This window comes from Flavobacterium sp. 123 (genome assembly GCF_003634825.1).
Classification (GTDB): domain Bacteria; phylum Bacteroidota; class Bacteroidia; order Flavobacteriales; family Flavobacteriaceae; genus Flavobacterium.
In genome coordinates, this window is record NZ_RBXD01000001.1 from 1197564 (window position 1) to 1221717 (window position 24154).

Consider the following 24154-nt stretch of genomic DNA (forward strand, 5'->3'; position numbering starts at 1 on the left):
ATATAAATGACACAAATTAGTATTCTTGGTTGCGGTTGGTTAGGTTTGCCTTTGGCGAAAGCCTTATTAGAAAAAGGATTTTTAATTAACGGTTCTACAACATCTGAAGAGAAAATTTTGACGTTGAAAAACAAAGGAATCAATCCATTTTTGATTCGGCTTGACAGCCAAAATGTAGTAGGTGAAATGGACCGTTTTCTTAAAGGAAGCACTACTTTAATTATTGATATTCCACCGAAATTAAGAGGAAATTCCACGGAAGACTTTGTTGGAAAAATTCAAAATTTAATCCCACACCTAGAAAATTCAACACTTAAAAATGTGCTTTTTATTAGCTCCACTTCTGTTTATGGTGAAAACAACACCATCATAACCGAAGAAACAACTACTAATCCTGATACCGAAGGCGGGAGACAATTAGTAAAAGCGGAAGCACTTTTGCAAAAAAACAGTCATTTTAAAACCACTATTTTACGTTTTGGTGGCTTAATTGGCGAAGACCGAAATCCTGTGAAATTTTTATCCGGTAGAGAAAATATTGAAAACCCTGAAGCACCAATTAACTTGATTCATCAGGAAGATTGCATTGGTATTATTTTGAAAATTTTAGAAACAGATTCTTGGAATGAAACTTTCAATGCAGTAACTCCTTTTCACCCTTCCCGAGAGCAATATTATACCCAAAAAGCAACCGATTTAAATTTAGTACCGCCAAAATTTAATACCAAAAACGCTTCCAAAGGAAAAACAGTTTTGAGTTACAAAATAGAATCCGTATTAAAGTATACTTTTGCAAAAACAAATTTGTAGATTGAGAACTAAAATTAAAAACGCCTTTCTATCTAAAGTCAACACTATTGGACTTCCAATTTTAGCGTTGTGCTGGGTAAGTTTTTTTTGGGGTACCACTTGGATTGCTTCAAAAGAAGGGGTGAAACATATGCCTGCTTTGCAATTAGCCGCAATTAGACAATTCATTGGAGGTGGAATTTATCTTTGTTTTTTTATGTTCAAAAAAACACCTTGGCCAAAAGGGAAGCAATGGAAATCCATCCTTATTCTAAGTGTTTTGAATTTTGTTTTAAGTAACGGCTTAAGTACTTGGGGCGTAAAATATATCAGTAGTGGTTTAGGCGCAATTATTGGCGCTCTTGTTCCTTTGTGGGTAGTAATTATTAGTCTTTTTTCGGGAGAGCGATTGGCCCGATTAGCGATTTTTGGATTAATTGTTAGTTTTGGTGGAGTATGCGTAATTTTTTACGATCACTTAAGTGATTTTTTGCTGCCTGATTTTAGATTTGGAATTTTTATTTCAATAATATCTACTTTGACATGGGCATTTGGTTCGTTATATACTAAAAAAAAGGCCGCCAGTTTCAATCCTTATTTTAGTTTAGGATTACAAATGTTTCTATCTAGTATTTTACTATTTGCTTTTACTGGCGCCACTGGAACCTCTGTGAGTTTAAGTTCAATTCCGATGATTTCATGGCTTTCCATTGCTTATTTAGTGTTTTTTGGTTCTGTCCTGACTTTCATAGCATTTATCTATGCGTTGCAACATCTACCTGCTGCAATAAACAGTATTTATGCCTATATCAATCCAATTATTGCCGTGATTTTAGGCTCTTTTATTTTTGGAGAACCACTCACAATTGCCTTAGCCATTGGAGGCGGAGTAACCTTATTTGGTTTGTATTTGGTTAATTTTTCCATGAGAAAAAACCGAAATAAAATTAATCCCAATCTGTAAAAGCCTTTTTGCTTTGGCTTCACTAAAGTTAAAATTAGAATAAATCAGAAAGACATCCTTTTTTGAAACTGTCATTTTGTATTTTTGCAGCCATAAACACAACTCGAATAACAGACAGATGAAAGCATTTTTTTATAAATACCGAAAATTCTTTGGCGTGCTATTGGTATTTTCAATCATTACAATATCTTTATTCTACTCTGCTTTAAAACCAAAAAAAACGCTTCCTATATTCAATCCTTCTGATGTAAATCCTGAATTAGTAGACAGCACCGTACAGTATATAAGCAAATACCATACAATCGCTGATTTTTCATTTGTCAATCAAAACGGAAAAACAATTACCCAAAAAGACTATGAAGGCAAAGTTTATGTCGCGGATTTTTTCTTCACTACCTGCGGTTCTATTTGCCCAAAAATGACAACTAATTTAGTTGAAGTCCAAAAAGCCATTATCAATAATCCAAAAGTAATGTTGCTTTCGCACACCGTTTTTCCAGAAACGGATAGTGTTCCTGTGTTAAAAGCCTATGCGATAAAAAATGGGGTTATTGACAGTAAATGGAATCTAGTTACAGGTGATAAAAAAGAGATTTATACTATGGCTAGAAAGTCCTATTTAGCCGTTAAATTAGGAAGACCTGAACAATTATATGATATGGTTCACACCGAAAATTTTGTTTTGGTAGACCAAAAAAAACGTGTTCGCGGTTTTTATGATGGCACCAAAAAAGAAGATATTCAAAAATTGATTTCCGACATCGATTATCTATGTACTGAATAAACTGATTTATAGTAATTTGATTTAATTAATAAAACAGTATCTCCTAAAGAATTACTCTAGTTAATTTACTATTAAAAGTTAGAAAAAATGATAATTATCATTCGTTTTAGCTTTAAAATATGTATTTTTGCAATCTTAATTCAATCTAAATAAGGTTTGCAAACAACCCTAAATACGCTCAAAAAAGGCGAGAAAGCCATTATAAAAGACTTTGACATTGACACAGTTCCTTTAAAATTATTGGAAATGGGTTGCTTGCCAGGTAATATGGTAGAATTACTTCAAATAGCCCCTTTTGGAGATCCTTTATATTTGAATATTAATGGCTCACATGTAGCTATTCGTGTTGAAACTGCAAAAGAAATCGAAGTTGAAATAATCAAAAACAACTAATGCTTAGCAATCACAATATCAATGTAGCTTTAATAGGGAATCCAAATGTAGGGAAGACATCTGTATTCAACCAACTGACTGGTTTAAACCAACAAGTGGGAAATTATCCTGGAATTACTGTTGAAAAAAAGATTGGGTTTTGCAAATTACCTAACAATTACAAAGCTAACATTCTGGATTTACCCGGAACGTATAGTCTAAATGCCAGTTCAATTGATGAAAATGTTGTCATTGAATTGTTATTGAATAAAAACGACAAATTATATCCTGACGTTGCTCTTGTTGTAACCGATGTAGAAAATTTGAAACGAAATTTACTGCTTTTTACACAAATAAAAGATTTAGAAATTCCAACTATATTAGTCATTAACATGGCTGATAGAATGAAGTACAAAGGGATTACGCTAAACATTCCTTATCTTGAAGAACATCTAAAAACAAAAATTGCCCTAATAAGTTCTCGAAAAGGTTTTGGAATCGAAGAACTGAAAAAATTAATTGTTAGTTATAAAACAATACCTAGCGAGCCTTGCTTGAATGCTTCAAGTATTGATCCAGAATATTTCAATAATCTTCGTAAAACATTTCCGAACCAGCTCTTGTATAAATTATGGTTGGTGATCACTCAGGATGTTAATTTTCTAAACTTAGACCGTAACGAAATTCGAAATTCTTTTACAAGACCTCATTCTGATTTAAAGCGTTTACAACAAAAAGAAACCATCAAAAGATACCAATTTATCAATGATGTTTTGAAAGAAGGTTTAAAAATTGACACCTCAGTTGCTAGAGATTTTCGTTCTAAACTAGATCGCGTATTGACACATAAAGTGTGGGGATATGTCATTTTCTTTATCATATTATTTGGTATTTTTCAATCCATATTTGAATGGTCCAAAATTCCAATGGATTTTATCGATACCACTTTTGCTTCTTTGAGCGCTTTAGCTGGTGAAAAACTACCTGCAGGTGTTTTGACAAATTTAATTTCGCAGGGAATTATTCCAGGAATAGGAGGAATTTTAATTTTTATTCCACAAATTGCCTTTCTGTTTCTGTTTATTTCAGTGCTGGAAGAAAGTGGTTATATGAGTCGTGTCGTTTTTTTGATGGACAAGATTATGAGGAAATTTGGTTTATCCGGCAAAAGTATTGTACCCCTAATTTCAGGAACTGCTTGTGCCATTCCAGCTATTATGGCCACACGAAACATTGAAAACTGGAAAGAAAGACTCATTACAATATTAGTAACTCCATTTACAACTTGTTCTGCAAGGCTACCCGTTTACGCAATAATTATTGCATTAGTTATTCCAGATAATCGCATTTTTGGAATCATCAATATGCAAGGATTGACCTTAATGTTGTTGTATTTATTAGGTTTTGGAATGGCGATATTCTCCGCTTATATTTTGAATAAAATTTTAAAAATAAAAGGCAAAACCTATTTTATTGTTGAAATGCCAAATTACAAATTGCCTATGTTCAAAAACGTAGCTATTAATGTAATTGAGAAAACCAAAGCATTTATTTTTGGCGCAGGAAAAATAATCTTAGCGATTTCAATCGTTTTGTGGTTCTTGGCATCCTATGGCCCTGGTGAAAAATTCAAAAATGCAGAACAAATTATTGTTGAAAAACACGCCACAAATCCTATTCCTGCTTCGCAATTACAAAACGAAATTGCCTCTCAAAAATTAGAGAATTCATACATTGGTTTAATGGGTAAAACTATTGAACCTGTCATTTCGCCTTTGGGTTACGATTGGAAAATTGGTATTGCCATTATCAGTTCCTTTGCTGCCAGAGAAGTTTTTGTAGGAACACTTGCAACCATTTACAGCGTAGGAGATAGTGACAATGAAAATACAATTAAGAATAAAATGCAGGCAGAAATAAATCCAGAAACGGGCCAAAAAATATTCAATTTTGCCTCAGGAATATCCTTGCTTTTGTTTTATGCATTTGCCATGCAATGCGCCAGTACACTTGCCATAACAAGAAAAGAAACCAATACTTGGAAATGGCCATTAGGGCAACTCATTTTTATGAGTGGTTTAGCATATGCTGTGGCTTTAATAGCATATCAAATTCTAAAATAGAACATTATGATTCAGGAAATTTTAGCTTTTGCAGCGCTTGTAATTGCTCTTGCTTTTTTGATTCGAAAATTCTTTTTTAAAAAGAAAAAATCGAATAAAAATTGTGGCGGAGATGATTGTGGATGTAACTAAATCATTTTCACAAAAAGATTACTTGCAATTTTATTAGAAATCGTTAATTCGTTTCCATTTACCTTTATTTTTAAAGATAAATCGAAGGTTTCTTTTGCGACAATTTGAATTTTTGAACCCAAAGCAATTTCTTGCTTATCTAGATATTTTAAAAATTCCGAAGAAGTATCTTTTACTCCTACACACATTCCCGTTTGATTCTCTGAAAGTTCAGAAAGCAATTGTTTTTCAATTTTAATAATTTGCCCATTCGCATCGGGAATTGGATCACCGTGCGGATCTTCGGTTGGATTTCCTAAAAAATCATCTAATCTGTTGATGAGTTGTTCAGATTTGATATGTTCTAATTGTTCCGCAATATCATGCACCTCATCCCAAGAAAAATCTAATTTCTCTACTAAGAAAACTTCCCACAAACGGTGTTTTCGCACAATCATTTTAGCACTTAACTTTCCTTTTTCCGTAAGGGAAACTCCTTGGTATTTTTTATAATTTACTAAATGTTTTTCCGCAAGCTTTTTGAGCATATCTGTCACTGAAGATGCTTTGGTTTCCATCATTTCTGCAATTGCATTAGTGCTCACTTCGGTGTCCAAAAGTGTTGTAAGATGGTAAATCGTTTTAAGATAATTTTCTTCTGAAAAAGTCATTCTTTTTGAGTTTGCGGATTAGTGATTGTGATGGCGGATTTTCTAGCCCCGATAGCAGTGAAAATCCTTTTATTTTTTTTCTTCAAAAAATAAAAGATTGCAACGTATAGCGGGAAGAAGCTCCTCCTTATGCTTCTATTTATGAGAACTTATTTAGTTTTTTACAATTAATAAGGGTATCGAAATTTTATGACGTAATTTATCAACGGTAGTTCCAAAAAGCAAATCTTTCATCCCAGTATGACCATGAGTTCCCATGACTAAAATATCAAAATCTCCTTTATTTACAATTTTTGGAATGACTTTGTTGGGCTTCCCAAAACCGAGTTGTATTTTGACATTAAAGCCTTTTTCGCGGAACATTTCTTTGTATTCCAACAAGAGTTTTTCGTCAATTGTGGTTTCATGATCGTCCACATGTTTACCATACATCATGGCGCCTACGGTTTCTACAACATGAATCAAAGTGTATTTTGCTTCCATTCCGCCTAGGTTAAAAGCGCTGTTTATTGCCGCTTCATCAGCAAAAGAAAAATCTACAGAAATAGCAATATTTTTTTTGGCATGTGACGCTGCTTCGGAAAATTTCAAAACCATATGGTGCGGAGAATGATTTTGTATGTCCAATTTTGCTTTTACAATAAACGGTTTGAATACTATATAAAGTAATAGAAAAAGGAATCCTAAAGCTAGTGGCACTACCGTTAACCATAAAACTATAGGGTGATTTGACGTTTCAAGCCAACCTTTTATTTCTGCAAAAACCAATCTTGCATTAAGTGTAACAATAATAATAGCAATTATCCAAGCGGCAACCTGAGTGAGTTTACTGATATGATATCCTTTCATTTTTGACTTATCGCTCACAAAATGAATTAAAGGAATAATTGCAAATCCTAGTTGCAAACTCAAAATTACCTGACTCAAAATCAATAATTTTCCTGTTATGCTTTCGCCATAAATAAGAATCACAATCACTGCTGGCACAATAGCAATCAATCGAGTTATTATTCGTCTAACCCAAGGTTGAATTCGTAGATTCAGATATCCTTCCATTACAATTTGCCCAGCTAAAGTACCTGTAATTGTGGAGCTTTGTCCAGCTGCAATCAAAGCAACTGCAAATAAAATAGGTGCCCATTGTGTTCCCAAAAGGGGTTGCAAAAATTGATGTGCATCTTGAATTTCAGCTACTTCAAACATACCGTTTTTATAAAATGTGGCTGCCGCCAAAATTAAAATAGCAGCATTTACAAAAAAAGCCATATTTAAAGCTATAGTCGAATCTATAAAATTATATTTTAATGCTTGTTTGATTCCCTCATCGGTTCTGGGGAATTTTCGGGTTTGCACCAAAGAAGAATGTAAGTATAAATTGTGAGGCATTACTGTAGCACCTATAATTCCTATGGCAATATAAAGCGCAGCTTCATTTGGCATCGATGGAATCAATCCATAAATTACTTTATTAAGTTCTGGTTCTGCAAAAATCATTTCAAAAATAAAAGAGAACCCAATAATCGCTACCAACACAATTATAAAGGCTTCCATTTTTCGAATGCCTTTATTAATTAGAAAAAGTAATAAAAAAGTATCCAAAACCGTAATCAGCACGCCTTCTATCAACGGAATATCAAACAATAAATTAATTCCAATTGCCATTCCTAAAACCTCTGCCAAATCACAGGCGGCAATAGCAATTTCTGCCAGAAAATAAAGAATGTAATTGATAAACGGAGAGTAAGTTTCGCGGGAAGCTTGAGCTAAATCACGCTGAGTGACAATTCCTAACCTAGCGCTTAAACTTTGTAAAAGCAAAGCCATTATATTGCTCATTAATAAAACCCAAAGCAAAGCATACCCAAACTGACTTCCACCTGCAATATCTGTAGCCCAGTTTCCTGGATCCATATAACCAACACTTACTAAATAGGCAGGTCCAAAAAAGGCTAATATTTTCCTGAAAACAGATTTTTTATTTTGTGTAGATACCGACTGATTTACTTCTTCTAAAGATTTACTCATGATTGAAATTCAATTACTAAAGCAAATATATGTAAAAAACTTTTATTTGAGTAATTATTTTTTTAGTTTTGTCTAAATTTTATTTTAATTCATCCTAAATGAAAAATATTTTAGCCCCAGTTTGCTTTTCATTAGTTTTGGCGAATTACTCATTCTCGCAAAATTTACCGGCAATTCAAACAGACAGACCTGATCAAACAGAATGTCCTTTTATAACCCCAACTAATTATATTCAACTCGAGAATGGATTTATATATGAAAAGTCAGTAGAACACTCCAAAAAAATCATTGCTCCTACCGTATTAACTAAATTTGGGATTAATGATTCATTTGAGCTCCGATTAATTACTGAATTCAATATAGAATCCAATGATTCCAAAACCATTTCAGGAATTATCCCAATTGCAATAGGATTTAAAACCAAACTATTAGAAGAAAAAGGAATTATTCCAACAACATCTTTTATAGGTCATTTACACTTTCCGAAAATAGCTTCCCCAACATATAAAGCAAATTTTTATGCTCCTGCATTTCGATTTACTATGCAACACACTTTAAGCAACAAACAAACATTAAGTTATAATCTAGGTGCTGAATGGGATGGCGAAACTGCAAAAACAACATTAATTTATACCTTAACAACAGGGTATTCATTTACAGAAAAAATGAGTGCCTACATTGAATTGTACGGCTTTATACCACAAACAGAAACTCCGGATCACCGGTTTGATGCCGGGATTGTTTATTTACTAAATCCAAATCATCAGTTAGACATTTCATCAGGAATCTGGCAAACTCAAAAGTCTTTAACATATTTTATTTCGTTTGGTTATTCATTCCGATTCAAAATCTAATCTAATTTTATTTATAAATTAGTTACTTTTGGGAAGCATTTTTTAACCAAATATGAAACAATACGATTACATTTTCACGGGTGCCGGTTTATCCGCTTTGATGACCGTATATAAAATGGCGCAATCCGGTCAATTCAAGGATAAAACCATTTTGCTATTGGATGAAAATGCAAAAAAAACCAATGACAGAACTTGGTGTTTTTGGACCAAGAAAAAAGGAATCTGGAAGAACATTATTTCTAAAACTTGGGACTCCGCCTTATTTGCTAATCAAGATTTTGAACGCGATTTAGATTTAAATCCCTATCAATACCATATGGTTAAAGGCTTGGATTTTTATACTCAAGTTTTTGATGTGATTTCAAAAGAAAAAAACATCCATTTTTTAAATCAAAAGGTAACGGATATTGAGGAATCGGAAACCATAATTATGGTACAAACCGAAACCGAATCGTTCTCTTGTAGCAAACTTTTCAATAGTATTTATACTAAAAGCAAGATGGATAATCAAACCGATTATCCTGTATTGCAACAGCATTTTATAGGCTGGTTTGTCAAAAGTGAACAAGCCGTTTTCAATCCAGAACAGGCAACTTTTATGGATTTTTCGGTAGCCCAAAAAGGAAATACGCGCTTTATGTACGTTTTACCAACAGCTACAACCGAAGCATTATTAGAATACACCTTGTTTTCGCATACGCTTTTAACCAAAGAAGAATACGAAACCGAAATTGAAAACTATATCCAAAAACTCGGAATTTCACACTATGAAATCGTCGAAAAAGAGCATGGAAGCATCCCAATGACTTGCTATCCTTTTTGGAAACAAAACACTAAAAACGTAATCAATATAGGCAGTGCTGGCGGATGGACCAAAGCAAGTACAGGCTATACATTCAAAAATTCTGATAAAAAATCGAGCGAATTAGTGGCTTTTCTTCAAAGAGAAACCAACTTTACAAAATTCCATAAACGAAATAAATTTTGGTTTTATGATTTGTTGTTGTTAGACATTCTGGACCGAAAAAATGAATTAGGTTCTTCTATATTTTCTTCGATGTTCAAAAAAGGAAACCCAACTTTGATATTCAAATTTCTGGATGAAGAAACCTCTCTATTTGAAGACATTCAGGTAATTTTGAAATGTCCAAAAGGGCCTTTTATCCAAGCATTGTTTCGTGCTATTTTCAAATTCAAGAATTAACAATCAAACTATAACAAAACTTTATAATTCAACTTCTTTTCTTGAGCGTAAACTTTGTAACTTTGCAACTTGAAATTATTATTTATTTAAAATAAAAAAATATGTATCCAGAAGAAATGGTAAAACCAATGCAAGCTGAATTAACAGCAGCGGGTTTTCAAGATTTACATAGTGCTGAAGCAGTTAATCAAGCAATAACTGCAGAAGGTACAACATTAGTAGTGGTAAATTCAGTTTGTGGTTGTGCAGCAAGAAACGCACGTCCAGGAGCAAAATTGAGCTTAGAAGGTGCTAAAAAACCAGATCATTTAATCACTGTTTTTGCAGGTGTTGATAAGGAAGCTGTTGATGCAGCAAGACAACATATGTTCCCTTTTCCTCCATCATCGCCAAGTATGGCTTTGTTCAAAAACGGAGAATTAGTTCATATGTTAGAGCGTCACCACATTGAAGGTCGCCCAGCTGAATTAATCGCTGAGAACTTACAAGATGCTTTCAACGAATACTGCTAGTTTTTAAACACTAGATATTCTTTAAAAAGATTTTTACCGCAAATTCACAAATTACTTTTATCAATTTGTGAATTTGCGGTTTATTTTTTTTTTAATCTGCGGTAAAATCCTAAATTTGCACTGAATTCTTCCATTTAGAACTCACAACATATTTTCTCACTTAAACGTTTATAGCATGCAACTGTATAACACCTTAAGCGCAGAAGAAAGAGCTGAACTGATTGATCAGGCCGGTAAACAACGCCTTACGTTGTCTTTCTATGCGTATGCCAAAATTCAAGATCCTAAAAAATTTCGCGACGATTTATTTATCGAATGGAACAAGCTCGACGCTCTTGGTCGAACCTATGTTGCCAAAGAAGGAATTAATGCTCAAATGAGTGTTCCTGCAGAAAATTTTGAAACTTTCCGCGAAACTTTAGAAGCATATGATTTCATGAAAAACATTCGTTTGAATGTGGCGGTGGAGCACGATGATCATTCGTTTTTGAAACTAACTGTAAAAGTTCGTGATAAAATTGTAGCCGATGGATTGAACGACGAAACTTTTGATGTAACTAATATTGGTGTGCATTTAAAAGCGCAAGAATTCAATGAAATTCTGGACAATCCAGATACAATTGTAGTTGATTTTAGAAATCATTACGAGAGCGAAATTGGTCATTTCAAAGGAGCTATTACACCTGATGTGGAAACTTTCCGGGAATCTTTACCAATCATCAACGAACAATTGAAAGATTTCAAAGAAGATAAAAACTTGGTTATGTATTGTACTGGTGGAATTCGTTGTGAAAAAGCTTCTGCGTATTTCAAACATCAAGGTTTTAAAAATGTGTTCCAATTAGAAGGTGGAATTATTAATTATGCCAAACAAATCAAAGAAGAAAATCTTGAAAGTAAATTCATAGGAAAGAACTTTGTTTTTGACCATCGTCTAGGCGAAAGAATTACCGACGATATTGTATCACAATGTCATCAATGCGGAAAACCTTGCGACAATCATACTAATTGTGAAAACGTCGGTTGCCATTTATTATTCATCCAATGCGACGATTGTAAAGCAGCGATGGAAAACTGTTGCTCTACCGAATGTTTAGACATTATACACTTGCCACTCGTAGAACAAGTAAAATTACGAAGAGGAATCCAGGTAGGAAACAAAGTCTTTCGCAAAGGAAAATCAGATAAATTAGCCTTCAAACATTCTGGCGAACTATCCGATAAATCATTGGCTTTAGCCGAAAAATCAACAGCTATTCGCCAAAAAATAAAAGTAAAAAAAGTACTTCTTGGTAAAGCAGAACACTATTATGCAAAAGCACAAGTAGCGCTATTTACTATCGAAAACCAAGAATTAAACCTTGGTGATAAAATATTGATTTCAGGACCAACAACTGGAAATCAAGAATTAGTTTTAGAAAAAATGTTAGTCAACGGAACGGAAGGAGTTCAAGCAAAAATGGGTGATAAAGTAACTTTTACTTTGCCTTTCCGCATCCGATTATCAGATAAATTATATAAAATTACAAACTAATTTATCATGACATTGACGAACAAAATAGAGCTTATGGCTCCCGCTGGGAACTTTGAGTCTTTACAAGCTGGGTTAGATAATGGCGCTGATTCTGTTTACTTTGGTGTAGAACAATTGAACATGCGCGCTCGTGCTACCGTGAATTTCACTATGGATGATTTGCCCGAAATTGCAAAACGTTGTGAGGCTAAAAATGTGCGAAGCTACCTAACATTAAATACCATTATTTACGATCATGACTTATCGGTTGTAAAAACATTATTGAATAAAGCAAAAGAAGCAAATATTACTGCGGTTATTGCTTCGGACCAAGCGGTTATTGCTATGGCGAGAAGCATTGGGATGGAGGTTCACATTTCTACTCAGTTAAATGTTACGAATATTGAAACCATAAAATTCTATAGTTTATTTGCAGATACGATGGTTTTGAGCCGTGAATTGAGTTTGCGTCAAGTAAAAAAAATCACGGAACAAATCGAAAAAGAACAAATTAAAGGCCCAAACGGAAATTTAGTAGAAATCGAAATTTTTGGACACGGTGCATTGTGTATGGCCGTATCAGGAAAATGTTATTTGAGTTTACACTCCAATAATTCTTCTGCAAATCGTGGTGCTTGCAAACAAAATTGTCGAAAAAAATATACCGTTATTGACCAAGAAACTGGCTTTGAAATCGAAGTTGATAATGAATATTTAATGTCGCCAAAGGATTTATGCACTTTAGACTTTCTAGACCAAGTAATTGATTCTGGTATTCAAGTCTTGAAAATCGAAGGTCGTGGTCGTGCTCCTGAATACGTTGCCACAGTCATCAAAACTTATCGTGAAGCCATTGATAGTTATTACGACGGAAGCTTTTCGAAAGAGAAAGTAACGCTTTGGATGGAAGCGTTGAATACCGTTTACAATCGTGGTTTTTGGTCTGGTTATTATCTGGGGCAAGAATTAGGCGAATGGAGCGATGTTTCTGGCTCAATGGCTACACAGAAAAAAGTCTATGTAGGTAAAGGCACCCATTATTTTCCGAAAGCAACTATTGGTCAATTCAAAATTGAAGCTTACGACATCAAACTTGGCGATAAAATTCTGGTAACAGGACCAAGTACTGGCGCAAAAGAAATGATTATTGAGGAAATGTATGTCAATGATAAAGTAGCTGACAAAGCTACCAAAGGAGATGATTGCACTTTCAAACTGCCTTTCAGAATCCGAATGTCTGACAAATTATATAAAATTGTGGAAGCCTAATGGTTATTGTTACGTTACAAAGAGACAAATGCATTGGCTGTAATTATTGCGTCGAAATGGCTCCAGTTCAGTTTCAAATGTCCAAGAAAGACGGAAAATCGGTTTTGATTCATTCCCAAAATGCCAAAGGTTTTTTTACCTTAAAATCACACGATCACAGTATTGTTGAAAGTTGTGAATTAGCCGTAAAAGCCTGTCCAGTCAAAATAATTACACTAAAAGAAACCTAAAATTCACAGCCAAAAAGAGTTTAAATTCAACCCATTACAGCATCTTTTGTAATGGGTTTTTTTAGTATAAATTTATGATTTATTGCTCTTTTGAACGGTTGTAACTTAAAACTAAAAAATACTATCTTTACACATTAATCGTTTTAAGAACTTAAGTTGCTTTTTTGCAACACTACATATAAAATTATGGCATGTACAAGTTGTTCAACTTCTGATGGTGGTTCACCTAAGGGTTGCAAAAATAATGGGACTTGCGGCACCGATAGCTGCAACAAATTAACGGTTTTCGACTGGCTCTCCAATATGAGTTTACCTAATGGCGAAGCCGCTTTTGACTGTGTGGAAGTTCGTTTCAAAAATGGAAGAAAAGAGTTTTATCGCAATACAGAAAAACTAACTTTAAGCATGGGAGATATTGTAGCCACGGTTGCTTCTCCTGGGCATGATATAGGAATTGTTACTTTGACGGGTGAGCTTGTTCGCATCCAAATGAAGAAAAAAGGGGTCAATCCAAACAGTAATGAAGTTCCAAAAATTTATAGAAAAGCATCTCAAAAAGACATCGATATTTGGTCTGTAGCTCGTGATCGTGAAGAACCAATGAAAGTTCGCGCACGTGAATTGGCCATAGCCCAAAAACTAGAAATGAAAATTTCAGATATTGAATTTCAAGGCGACGGTTCTAAAGCGACTTTTTACTATACGGCAAATGACAGAGTCGATTTTAGATTATTAATTAAAGATTTTGCCAAAGAATTCAGTACTCGAGTAGAAATGAAACAAGTAGGCTTTCGCCAAGAAGCTGCTCGTTTAGGAGGAATTGGTTCTTGCGGAAGAGAATTATGTTGTTCGACTTGGTTAACAGATTTTAGAAGCGTAAATACTTCTGCGGCGCGTTACCAACAATTGTCTTTGAATCCTCAAAAACTTGCTGGACAATGCGGCAAACTGAAGTGTTGTTTGAACTATGAATTAGACACTTACATGGATGCGTTGAAGCATTTTCCAGATTTTGACACCAAACTTATTACCGAAAAAGGAGATGCTATTTGTCAAAAACAAGATATTTTCAAAGGACTGATGTGGTTTGCTTACACCAATAATTTTGCTAATTGGCATGTATTAAAAATAGACCAGGTTCAAGAAATTATTGCTGAAAACAAACTAAAAAATAAAGTTTCGGCACTAGAAGATTATGCAATTGAAATTGTTGCAGAACCAGAGAAAAACTTTAATAATGCGATGGGACAAGAAAGTTTAACGCGTTTTGATCAGCCAAAAGCGAAGAAAAAACCAAATAAAAAACGCAGACCTTCAGGAGAAAATGCTGCCGTTGAAAACAACAACAGACCAGCAAATCCAAACCAAAACAACAACAATAATAGACCAAACAATAATAACAATAAACGTCCGAATCCTGCAAATAATAAAAAACCTGCAGAACCAAGAAAACCAATAATTATTACTAAAAATGTCGATAAAAAATAGTGCTTTATTGCTTTTAGTTGCAACACTTTTTTTTTCTTGTGATAAAAAAAGAGTTTTTGATGAATACAAATCTGTTGGGAGTGCTTGGCACAAAGACAGTATTGTAACTTTCAATTTACCAGAATTAGACTCGACAAAACGATACAATTTATTTGTAACTTTGAGAGACAACAACAATTATCCATTTAATAATTTGTTCTTAATTGTAGCTTTAGAAATGCCAAATGGTTTTACTAAAGTTGACACATTAGAATACCAAATGGCTAATCCAGATGGTTCATTACTTGGTGATGGATTCACTGATATTAAAGAAAGTAAATTGTTTTACAAAGAAAATGTACGTTTCAGAGGAAAGTATAAAGTATATGTAAAACAAGCGGTAAGAGAAACTGGAAAAGTTCCGGGAGTAGAACTTCTAGAAGGAATTACAGATGTAGGTTTTAGAATAGAAAAAAAAGAATAGAATTGCATTATGGCTATCAGAAAAAACAACAATCAGCTTAATAATACTGAAAAAGACATCAAATATTATTCAAAGAAATTTTGGAAAGTTTTCTTGTATACCATGGGAGGACTTGCTTTATTCTTCCTATTTGCTTCTTGGGGACTTTTTGGTTCAATGCCTTCCTTCGAAGATTTAGAAAATCCAGATTCCAATTTAGCCACAGAAATCATCTCGGCTGACGGAGTAGTTATTGGAAAGTATTTTGAAAAAAACAGGTCTCAATTAAAATACTCTGACTTACCAAAAAACTTGGTTCAAGCATTAGTAGCTACCGAAGATGCTCGCTTTTATGAACATTCAGGAATTGATGGAAGAGGAACAATGAGAGCCCTTTTGAGTTTAGGAACTAGCGGTGGGGCGAGTACGTTAACCCAGCAATTAGCCAAACAATTATTCCATGGTGAAGGGTCTAAATTTTTACCTTTTAGAATTGTACAAAAAGCCAAAGAATGGATTATTGCTATTCGATTAGAAAGACAATACACTAAAAATGAAATCATTGCAATGTATTGCAACGTCTATGATTTTGGGAACAACTCTGTAGGAGTAAGCTCTGCAGCAAAAACCTACTTTTCAAAAGAACCAAAAGATTTAACCATTGACGAATCAGCGATATTAGTTGGAATGTTCAAAAATTCAGGTTTATATAATCCTGTTAGAAATCCTGAAGGCGTTACCAATAGAAGAAACGTAGTGCTTTTACAAATGGAAAAAGCAGGCATTATTAATGAATCTCAAAAATTAAAATTACAACGTTTACCTATCAAATTGAATTTCAAATTAGAAAGTCATAAAGACGGAACGGCAACTTATTTTAGAGAATATTTACGTGATTACATGAAAAAATGGGTAGAAGAAAACAAAAAACCCGACGGATCAGATTACGATATTTATAAAGACGGATTGAAAATCTACACCACTATTGATTCCAGAATGCAACTACATGCTGAAGAAGCAGTTGAAGCACATATGGCAAACCTTCAGGAGGAATTTTTCAATCAAGCAAAAGACAATAAAAACGCGCCTTTTGTTAATATTTCTGAGGCGGAAACCCAACGAATTATTGATAAAGCCATGAGAGCATCTTCTCGTTGGAACATAATGGAATCTATGGACAAAAGCGAGGACGAAATTATAGCTTCGTTCAAACAAAAAACAAAAATGACTGTATTCACCTGGAAAGGAGAAAGAGATACAATCATGACACCATTAGATTCAATCCGTTATTATAAACACTTTCTTCAATCTGGGCTTATGGCAATGGAACCTCAAACCGGTAACATCAAAGCTTGGGTAGGTGGAATCAATTACAAATATTTTCAATACGATCACGTTGGGCAAGGCGCTAGACAAGTAGGTTCTACTTTTAAACCTTTCGTTTATGCAACAGCAATCGAACAATTGAATATGTCTCCTTGCGATTCTATACTTGATGGTCCGTTTATGATTAGAAAAGGTCGTCATCATGTAACCGAAGATTGGGAGCCTAGAAACTCTGACAATAAATACAGAGGAATGGTTACGCTAAAAAAAGGTCTTGCCAATTCTATCAATACAATTTCAGCAAAATTAATAGACAAAACAGGTCCAGAAGCCGTTGTGGAATTAACGCATAAACTTGGCGTTACTTCTGAAATTCCTGTTCAACCTTCTATAGCGCTTGGAGCCGTGGAAATTACTGTAGAAGATATGGTAGCGGCATACAGCACATTTGCTAATCAAGGAGTCTATGTAAAACCACAATTTCTAACTAAAATTGAAGATAAAAGTGGTGTAGTTATCTATGAACCTATTCCAGAATCACATGATGTTTTAAATAAAGACATCGCCTTTGCAGTTATTAAATTACTTGAAGGAGTTACTGAAGGAGGATCTGGAGAACGTTTAAGAACCCAAGGTGGCGGGAATGGTGACAACCGTTGGACTGGCTATCCGTATATGTTCACCAACCCAATTGCAGGAAAAACAGGTACTACTCAAAACCAATCTGACGGATGGTTTATGGGTATGGTTCCTAATTTAGTTACTGGAGTTTGGGTAGGATGCGAAGATCGTTCGGCACGTTTCAAAAGCCTAACTTATGGTCAAGGAGCTACGGCTGCCCTTCCTATTTGGGGTTATTTTATGAAAAAATGCTATGATGACCCAGATCTTCATGTATCAAAAGAACCTTTCGAAAGACCTGCTAATCTTTCTATAAAAGTAGATTGTTACACCGCACCTAAAGTCGTTAAAGACTCCACTGCGGTAGAAGAACAGAGCACTGAAGAGTTTGGATTGTAGTTTTTAAATCTGGAGCTTTTTCCTGCTATTCGCTATATCCACGCCAAAAAAAGCGTGGGATGCCGCTACTATCAGGGCTAGGGCAATTGGATTCAAAATAAAATTTATCATTTCAATAAATTATAAATTACTAGTATGATAAACAAAAAAGTAAACTCAGTCCATGAAGCCCTTCGAGGCATTGAAAACGGAATGACAATCATGCTTGGTGGTTTTGGATTATGTGGTATTCCTGAAAATTCCATTGCCGAATTGGTAAAAAAACAAACCAAAAATCTAACTTGTATTTCAAATAATGCAGGCGTTGACGATTTTGGATTGGGATTGCTTTTACAGCAAAAACAAATCAAAAAAATGATTTCTTCCTATGTAGGAGAAAATGCTGAATTTGAACGCCAAATGCTTTCCGGCGAACTCGAAGTAGACCTTATTCCTCAAGGAACACTGGCAGAACGTTGTCGCGCTGCACAAACTGGAATCCCCGCTTTTTTTACACCAGCAGGCTTCGGAACCGAAGTTGCCATTGGTAAAGAAACACGAGAATTTAACGGAAAAATGCACGTAATGGAATTGGCCTTCAAAGCTGATTTTGCCATTGTAAAAGCTTGGAAAGGCGACACCGCAGGAAACTTAATCTTTAAAGGAACTGCCCGCAACTTCAATCCTTGTATGGCAGGTGCCGCAAAAATAACCATCGCCGAAGTTGAAGAACTAGTTGAGGCTGGAACTTTAGATCCCAATCAAATTCACACTCCTGGCATATTTGTACAACGTATTTTTCAAGGCGAGAAATACGAAAAAAGGATTGAAAAAAGAACGGTTAGGAAAAGAGAATAGAATAAAGAAAATAGACCAAAACTTTCCTTTATTCTTTCAACTAAAACTTAAATGAACTCATATTCCTTATATGGTTGAAAAAACTCATGTACCCTTAAATTTTTTAATCTCGTTCATAAAAATGTTTAGTGTTTAGTTGAAAAACTTATATGGTTCAAAAAATAAAATTATGGCTTTAACAAAAGAAGACATCGCAAAACGAATAGCCCAAGAATTAAAAGATGGTTTTTTTGTAAACCTAGGCATCGGTATTCCAACCTTAGTAGCAAACTATATTCCAAAAGGAATTAATGTGGAATTTCAAAGTGAAAATGGTGTTCTCGGCATGGGACCTTTTCCCTTTGAAGGCGAAGAAGACGCTGATTTAATCAATGCCGGAAAACAAACTATTACAACATTAGCCGGAGCTTCTTTTTTTGATTCTGCTTTGAGTTTCGGAATGATTCGGGGACAACATGTGGATTTAACCATTCTTGGCGCCATGGAAGTTGCTGAAAATGGAGATATTGCCAACTGGAAAATTCCTGGAAAAATGGTCAAAGGAATGGGCGGCGCAATGGATCTAGTTGCTTCTGCTGAAAACATTATCGTAGCCATGATGCATGTCAACAAAGCTGGCGAATCTAAAATTCTGAAAAAATGTACTTTGCCATTGACCGGAGTTGCTTGCGTAAAAAAAGTAGTCACCGAATTTGCCGTTCTCGAAGTAACACCAAAAGGTTTTAAACTCTTAGAACGCGCACCAGGGATTTCTGTAGAACACATCATCGCCTCCACCGAAGCGGAATTAATTATTGATGGTGAAATTCCAGAAATGGTGATAGATTAAAAAAATTAACCGCAAATCCGCAAATTTTGAATCTCAAAAACTTTGAAATAATTTGCGGATTTACGGTAAAATTTTCTTTGTGAACTTTGCAAAAAAACTTTGCGACTTTACGGTTAGTTTCTACAAATTCTCAAAGAAATCATTTCCTTTATCATCTGTGATAATAAAAGCAGGAAAATCTTTCACAGTAATTTTACGAACCGCTTCCATTCCTAATTCTTCAAAATCAACAACCTCAACTGAAATAATATTTTCTTTTGCTAAAATTGCTGCAGGACCACCTATAGAACCTAAATAGAAACCACCATAAGTTTTACAAGCATTCATAACTTCTTTCGTACGATTTCCTTTGGCAAGCATAACCATACTTCCTCCATTTTTTTGGAACTCATCTACATACACATCCATACGACCAGCAGTAGTTGGGCCAAAACTTCCTGAAGCCATTCCTTCTGGTGTTTTAGCTGGACCAGCATAGTATACAGGATGATTCTTGAAGTATTCCGGCATTGGCTTACCAGCATCCAATAATTCTTTAATTTTGGCGTGAGCAATATCACGGGCTACTATCAAAGTTCCGTTTAATTTCAAACGTGTTTTGATTGGGTATTGTGATAATTTTTTAAGAATATCAGCCATTGGTTGGTTCAAATCAATTTCAACGGCTTCTTCTAAATGTGGTGGAGTTGCAGGTAATAAACGTTTTGGATTTACTTCTAATTGCTCTACAAAAATTCCATCTTTAGTAATTTTACCTTTAATATTTCTATCAGCTGAACAAGAAACACCTAATCCAACTGGACAAGAGGCAGCGTGACGAGGCAAACGAATTACGCGAACATCATGGGTAAAATATTTTCCTCCAAATTGCGCTCCAATATGACTTTCTTGACAAATTAATTGTATTCTTTTTTCCCACTCTAAATCACGAAAAGCTTGACCCGCCATGTTTCCTGAAGTAGGTAAATTATCAAAATATCCAGCAGATGCTTTTTTTACCGCAGCTAAATTTGCTTCGGCTGATGTTCCTCCAATTACAAAAGCCAAATGATATGGTGGACAAGCGGAAGTTCCTAAATCCATGATTTTAGCACGAACAAAAGCATCCATTGATTTTTCATTCAACAACGATTTTGTTTGTTGGTATAAATAAGTTTTGTTAGCAGAACCTCCACCTTTTGCTAAAAACAAAAATTCATATGACGCGCCTTTTTTAGCATAAATATCAATTTGAGCTGGAAGATTAGAACCTGAGTTTTTTTCCTCAAACATACTAATCGGAACAATTTGCGAATACCTTAAATTACGTTCTTGATAGGTATTGAAAATCCCTTTTGACAACCATTCTGCATCATCCACTCCAGTATATACATTCTCCCCTTTTTTGGCCATAACAATTGCTGTTCCTGTATCTTGGCAAGATGGTAATTCCCCTTCAATAGCTACAGCGGCATTTTGCAATAAATTATACGCCACAAAACGATCGTTATCCGTTGCTTCTGGATCATCTAAAATCGCTTTTAGTTTTTCTAAATGTGATGTACGCAACATAAAAGAAACATCTTTCATCGCTTCTTGCGAAAGCAATTCTAATCCTTTTGGATCAACGGTTAAGATTTCTCTATCACCTAGTTTTTCTAATTTTACGTAATCGGATGAAATTTTTCGATATTGAGTATCGTCTTTTAAAATAGGATAGGGATCCTGATATATAAAGTCCATATTTAATAATTAATTTTAGAAATGTAAATATAAGAATTGTTCCAGGAATCAAATGTGATTTATATCAACTTATGGCTTAAAATTGTTTAGAATTAAACCATAAAATACCATTTAAAATATAATTCCTTTTCTCTGTTTTAAAAAAACCAGCTTGCTACCAAAATAGCTGTAACTACACAAATCACATCAACTACAAGCATCGTTCCTAAAGCGTAACGCGTATTTTTTATATTAACAGAACCAAAGTAAACCGCTATCACATAAAAAGTGCTTTCGGCACTACATTGAAAAATACTACTTAATCTTCCCGTCAAGGAATCGGCACCAAAAGTATTCATCGAATCAATTAAAAATCCTCGTGAGCCTGCAGAACTAAAAGGTCTAAGCAATGCTACTGGTAGAGCATCTGTGATTTCTTTGCTTACTCCCATATTTGAAAATCCAAAAGCTATCCATTCACTAATAATTTCAAACAAACCACTGTTTCTGAATAAAGAAATAGCCACTAACATTCCCAAAACATACGGAAAAATAGTAACTCCTGTTTTAATTCCATTATTGGCACCAACCACAAAAGTTTCATAAACAGTTGTATTTGCTTCTGTAAATTTCTTTTCTTTAACAAAGGAAAGGATCAAAGTAAATGCAATAATTCCAACTAGAATTAAAGCGGAAAGATTTGACGTGAAATAATTTTTACCAATTAAATCTAAATGGTTTACATATAGCAATAAACCAACTATAGCTGCTATTAATGTCATTAAACCGATGACCAAAGAGGCGCTTTTAAAATTAATTTTTTGTTTAATTCCAACAATTAAAAATGCTGCAATTGTACCGATAAAAGAAGTTATGATACACGGCAACATCACATCAGCGGGATTACTGGCATTAGCCGCTGCACGATAACCAATGATAGAAGTTGCAATTAATGTAAGTCCTGAAGCATGTAGACACATGAACATAATTTGAGCATCACTGGCCTTATCTTTTTCGGGGTTTATTTCTTGTAAACTTTCCATGGCTTTTAAACCAAATGGAGTCGCAGCAGAATCCAATCCCAAGAAATTGGCCGCAAAGTTTAATGTCATATAGGAAATGGAAGGGTGATTTTTTGGAATACTTGGAAATACTTTCACGAACACGGGACTCAAAACTTTTGCTAGTTTTTGTGTAGCTCCAGAAATGATTAAAAGTTCCATCAATCCGCAGAAAAATGCCAAATAAGCAATAAGTGGCAAAATTAAATCTACCAATGTATTTTTACACGTAGGCAATAATCCATCTGATTTTTGAACCCCGCTATATATTTTAACTACTTTATTTTTAAACACATAAGTAGTATCGGCATTAATGGTATCTCGGTTGATAATCATCGTTTGATCTGGCGCTTTCTTGATGCTATCTTTTATAAAAGCAGGAACTTGCTCGATGTATTTTTCAGTTAATAAAATAGGATCGTCTTTTTTACCATTTAAAATATAATCGATCGTATAACTATTCCCAGAAAACAAACTGATGACTACAAATACTATTGAAGAAATAAAAATAGTCAGCCAAAATCTACTCAATACCATAATTTATAATTTTTGTAAATGTAATAAATCAATGTTAATTGCAATGTCAATGTCAATACCAATAAAAGAATCTTCAAGTAGGAAAAATCGCTTCTTCATTTCCAAAAGGCAATTAAACTCAAAATTCTGTCACTGTATTTTCATATTGTGATTGTCTTTATTTACACATGAATAATCTCATCCTCAATCAATAAATCTTCTCTACGCAAGCGAAGGAAAATCTGTGCAACCGCAATCGTATCTTTTTCGCAATACGTCACAATACGGTCAATGTCTTTTTCTACATAAAAAACATGTCCGACTTGACTGCCATCAATATCTCCTTTTGGAGAAGGGATTCCAAGAATTTTACACATCAATTTTAAGGAAGTGAAATGCTTGTAATCGCCAAATTTCCATAATTCCAACGTATCCAAATGCGGGATTTCCCATGGCTTTTTGCCAAATAAATTCAGTTTATTCGGAATTGCAATGTTATTGATAATCATGCGTCGGGCTAGGAATGGAATATCAAATTCCTTTGCATTATGTCCACACAAAACATGTTGGGGCTGATTAAAGTGATTGTTTAGCAAATTATTAAAATCATGTAGAATCTTCTTTTCTTCTCCAAAAAAAGAGGTTACTCTAAAATTTCGGATGTCGCCTTTGATGGTAAAATAACCCACCGAAATACAAACAATTTTACCAAATTCAGCCCAAATTCCTGCTCTATCGTAAAAATCCTCAGGTGTGTATTCGTCTTTGCGTTGGTATTGGGTTTTGTGATCCCAAAGATTTTTCATCTCTTCATCCAAAGCGTTATAATCTTCGGCTTCTGGAACAGTTTCTATATCTAGAAACAGAATATTATTGAGGTTTATTTTTTCTATCATGTGTTTTGTGTTTTACTCCAAATGAAACGAATTTACAAAAATTCAAAAGGCAACATCTTCTTTTGAAAGTAATTGTTTACAAATTCAAAACAAACTTTGCTGCGTACTAGGAGTTTCATGTTCCAATAACCATTTTTTGCGCCATAATCCACCTGCATAACCCGTTAGCGAACCATCTGTACCGATGACTCTGTGACAGGGAACAACAATCCAAAGCGGATTTTTACCATTGGCAGAAGCTACTGCGCGAATGGCTTTTACATCGCCTAATTTCTTGGACAAATCCATATAACTACACGTTTTCCCAAAAGGGATTTCGAGTAATCCTTTCCAGACTTTTTGCTGAAATTCAGTACCTTTTGGATTGAGTTTAAAATCGAAACTTGTTCGTTTTCCTTCAAAATAGTCGTTGAGTTGAGTAACGGCTTCTTGTAAAACAAATGGAATATCCGCCGAAACTACGCCTTCATCTGAAACGGAGATTACTGCAATTCCGTTTTCGTCACCTGTGATTTGTGTTATTCCTAAAGGGGTTTTAATGTAGGTTGTTTCCATTTTATAAAAGTAAAAAAAATTAAGCTCAAAGAAAGTAATGGATATAAAAAAACCACTTGCTT

General features: G+C 34.4%; 23 protein-coding genes. 17 read left to right on the forward strand and 6 right to left on the reverse strand.

Going from position 1 to position 24154, the window contains the following annotated elements; genetic code table 11:
* The first annotated feature begins 6 nt into the window (after nucleotides 1-6).
* The 6 genes from C8C88_RS05375 to C8C88_RS05400 all read left to right on the forward strand — a co-directional run bounded on the left by C8C88_RS05375 (nucleotide 7) and on the right by C8C88_RS05400 (nucleotide 5164).
* A complete protein-coding gene (locus C8C88_RS05375; protein WP_121337124.1) occupies nucleotides 7-810 on the forward strand; it encodes an NAD(P)H-binding protein in 804 nt (267 codons plus the stop codon).
* A 1-nt stretch (nucleotide 811) separates the two neighbouring features.
* On the forward strand, nucleotides 812-1753 hold the full coding sequence (locus C8C88_RS05380; RefSeq protein ID WP_121338580.1) for a DMT family transporter: 942 nt from the start codon (nucleotides 812-814) through the stop codon (nucleotides 1751-1753).
* Nucleotides 1754-1871: 118 nt separating this feature from the next.
* Complete coding sequence (locus tag C8C88_RS05385; RefSeq protein WP_121337125.1) at nucleotides 1872-2537, forward strand: SCO family protein; 666 nt, start codon at nucleotides 1872-1874, stop codon at nucleotides 2535-2537.
* A 156-nt stretch (nucleotides 2538-2693) separates the two neighbouring features.
* Complete coding sequence (locus C8C88_RS05390; protein ID WP_121337126.1) at nucleotides 2694-2930, forward strand: FeoA family protein; 237 nt, start codon at nucleotides 2694-2696, stop codon at nucleotides 2928-2930.
* The gene (feoB, locus tag C8C88_RS05395; RefSeq protein WP_121337127.1) at nucleotides 2930-5032 is read left to right on the forward strand and encodes a ferrous iron transport protein B; all 2103 of its coding nucleotides are present in this window, start codon (nucleotides 2930-2932) and stop codon (nucleotides 5030-5032) included. Before C8C88_RS05390 ends, feoB begins: the two co-directional genes overlap by 1 nt.
* A gap of 6 nt (nucleotides 5033-5038) precedes the next feature.
* Nucleotides 5039-5164, forward strand: a complete 126-nt coding sequence (locus tag C8C88_RS05400) for a FeoB-associated Cys-rich membrane protein (protein ID WP_121337128.1) — start codon at nucleotides 5039-5041, stop codon at nucleotides 5162-5164.
* On the opposite strand, the gene C8C88_RS05405 is transcribed toward C8C88_RS05400, so the two are convergent.
* On the reverse strand, nucleotides 5161-5814 hold the full coding sequence (locus C8C88_RS05405; RefSeq protein WP_121337129.1) for a metal-dependent transcriptional regulator: 654 nt from the start codon (nucleotides 5812-5814) through the stop codon (nucleotides 5161-5163). The two genes, C8C88_RS05400 and C8C88_RS05405, sit on opposite strands and share 4 nt — an antisense overlap.
* A gap of 153 nt (nucleotides 5815-5967) precedes the next feature.
* The gene (locus C8C88_RS05410; RefSeq protein ID WP_121337130.1) at nucleotides 5968-7839 is read right to left on the reverse strand and encodes an Nramp family divalent metal transporter; all 1872 of its coding nucleotides are present in this window, start codon (nucleotides 7837-7839) and stop codon (nucleotides 5968-5970) included.
* Nucleotides 7840-7937: 98 nt separating this feature from the next.
* Here C8C88_RS05410 and C8C88_RS05415 point away from each other — a divergent pair, with 98 nt between their 5' ends.
* The 11 genes from C8C88_RS05415 (at nucleotide 7938) to C8C88_RS05465 (ending at nucleotide 19363) form a co-directional block, all read left to right on the forward strand.
* Nucleotides 7938-8693, forward strand: a complete 756-nt coding sequence (locus C8C88_RS05415) for a transporter (RefSeq protein WP_121337131.1) — start codon at nucleotides 7938-7940, stop codon at nucleotides 8691-8693.
* Between the two features lie 52 nt (nucleotides 8694-8745).
* On the forward strand, nucleotides 8746-9897 hold the full coding sequence (locus C8C88_RS05420) for a lycopene cyclase family protein (protein ID WP_121337132.1): 1152 nt from the start codon (nucleotides 8746-8748) through the stop codon (nucleotides 9895-9897).
* A 101-nt stretch (nucleotides 9898-9998) separates the two neighbouring features.
* A complete protein-coding gene (locus C8C88_RS05425; protein WP_121337133.1) occupies nucleotides 9999-10409 on the forward strand; it encodes a BrxA/BrxB family bacilliredoxin in 411 nt (136 codons plus the stop codon).
* 175 nt (nucleotides 10410-10584) lie between these two features.
* Complete coding sequence (locus C8C88_RS05430; RefSeq protein WP_121337134.1) at nucleotides 10585-11943, forward strand: rhodanese-related sulfurtransferase; 1359 nt, start codon at nucleotides 10585-10587, stop codon at nucleotides 11941-11943.
* A 6-nt stretch (nucleotides 11944-11949) separates the two neighbouring features.
* On the forward strand, nucleotides 11950-13191 hold the full coding sequence (locus C8C88_RS05435; RefSeq protein ID WP_121337135.1) for a peptidase U32 family protein: 1242 nt from the start codon (nucleotides 11950-11952) through the stop codon (nucleotides 13189-13191).
* The gene (locus tag C8C88_RS05440; protein ID WP_121337136.1) at nucleotides 13191-13421 is read left to right on the forward strand and encodes a ferredoxin; all 231 of its coding nucleotides are present in this window, start codon (nucleotides 13191-13193) and stop codon (nucleotides 13419-13421) included. The genes C8C88_RS05435 and C8C88_RS05440 overlap by 1 nt, the downstream gene beginning before the upstream one ends.
* 186 nt (nucleotides 13422-13607) lie before the next feature.
* A complete protein-coding gene (locus C8C88_RS05445) occupies nucleotides 13608-14909 on the forward strand; it encodes a regulatory iron-sulfur-containing complex subunit RicT (RefSeq protein ID WP_121337137.1) in 1302 nt (433 codons plus the stop codon).
* Entirely contained in the window at nucleotides 14893-15372 is a 480-nt protein-coding gene (locus C8C88_RS05450; RefSeq protein WP_121337138.1) for a gliding motility lipoprotein GldH, read from the forward strand. Before C8C88_RS05445 ends, C8C88_RS05450 begins: the two co-directional genes overlap by 17 nt.
* 9 nt (nucleotides 15373-15381) lie before the next feature.
* The gene (locus tag C8C88_RS05455) at nucleotides 15382-17697 is read left to right on the forward strand and encodes a penicillin-binding protein 1A (protein ID WP_121337139.1); all 2316 of its coding nucleotides are present in this window, start codon (nucleotides 15382-15384) and stop codon (nucleotides 17695-17697) included.
* A gap of 135 nt (nucleotides 17698-17832) precedes the next feature.
* Nucleotides 17833-18534: a CoA transferase subunit A gene (locus C8C88_RS05460; protein ID WP_121337140.1), complete on the forward strand. Its 702-nt coding sequence runs from the start codon at nucleotides 17833-17835 to the stop codon at nucleotides 18532-18534.
* A 169-nt stretch (nucleotides 18535-18703) separates the two neighbouring features.
* The gene (locus C8C88_RS05465; protein WP_121338581.1) at nucleotides 18704-19363 is read left to right on the forward strand and encodes a CoA transferase subunit B; all 660 of its coding nucleotides are present in this window, start codon (nucleotides 18704-18706) and stop codon (nucleotides 19361-19363) included.
* Between the two features lie 120 nt (nucleotides 19364-19483).
* Here C8C88_RS05465 and C8C88_RS05470 read toward each other — a convergent pair whose 3' ends face one another.
* The 4 genes from C8C88_RS05470 to C8C88_RS05485 form a co-directional block, all read right to left on the reverse strand.
* The gene (locus tag C8C88_RS05470; protein ID WP_121337141.1) at nucleotides 19484-21085 is read right to left on the reverse strand and encodes a fumarate hydratase; all 1602 of its coding nucleotides are present in this window, start codon (nucleotides 21083-21085) and stop codon (nucleotides 19484-19486) included.
* A gap of 137 nt (nucleotides 21086-21222) precedes the next feature.
* Nucleotides 21223-22662 carry a nucleoside recognition domain-containing protein gene (locus C8C88_RS05475; RefSeq protein WP_121337142.1) on the reverse strand — a complete coding sequence of 480 codons (1440 nt, stop codon included), beginning with the start codon at nucleotides 22660-22662 and terminating at the stop codon, nucleotides 21223-21225.
* Nucleotides 22663-22823: 161 nt separating this feature from the next.
* Nucleotides 22824-23537, reverse strand: a complete 714-nt coding sequence (locus C8C88_RS05480; protein WP_121337143.1) for a 3'-5' exonuclease — start codon at nucleotides 23535-23537, stop codon at nucleotides 22824-22826.
* An 84-nt stretch (nucleotides 23538-23621) separates the two neighbouring features.
* Nucleotides 23622-24092, reverse strand: coding sequence for a methylated-DNA--[protein]-cysteine S-methyltransferase (locus tag C8C88_RS05485; RefSeq protein ID WP_121337144.1), 471 nt, complete (start codon nucleotides 24090-24092; stop codon nucleotides 23622-23624).
* Between the last annotated feature and the right edge of the window lie 62 nt (nucleotides 24093-24154).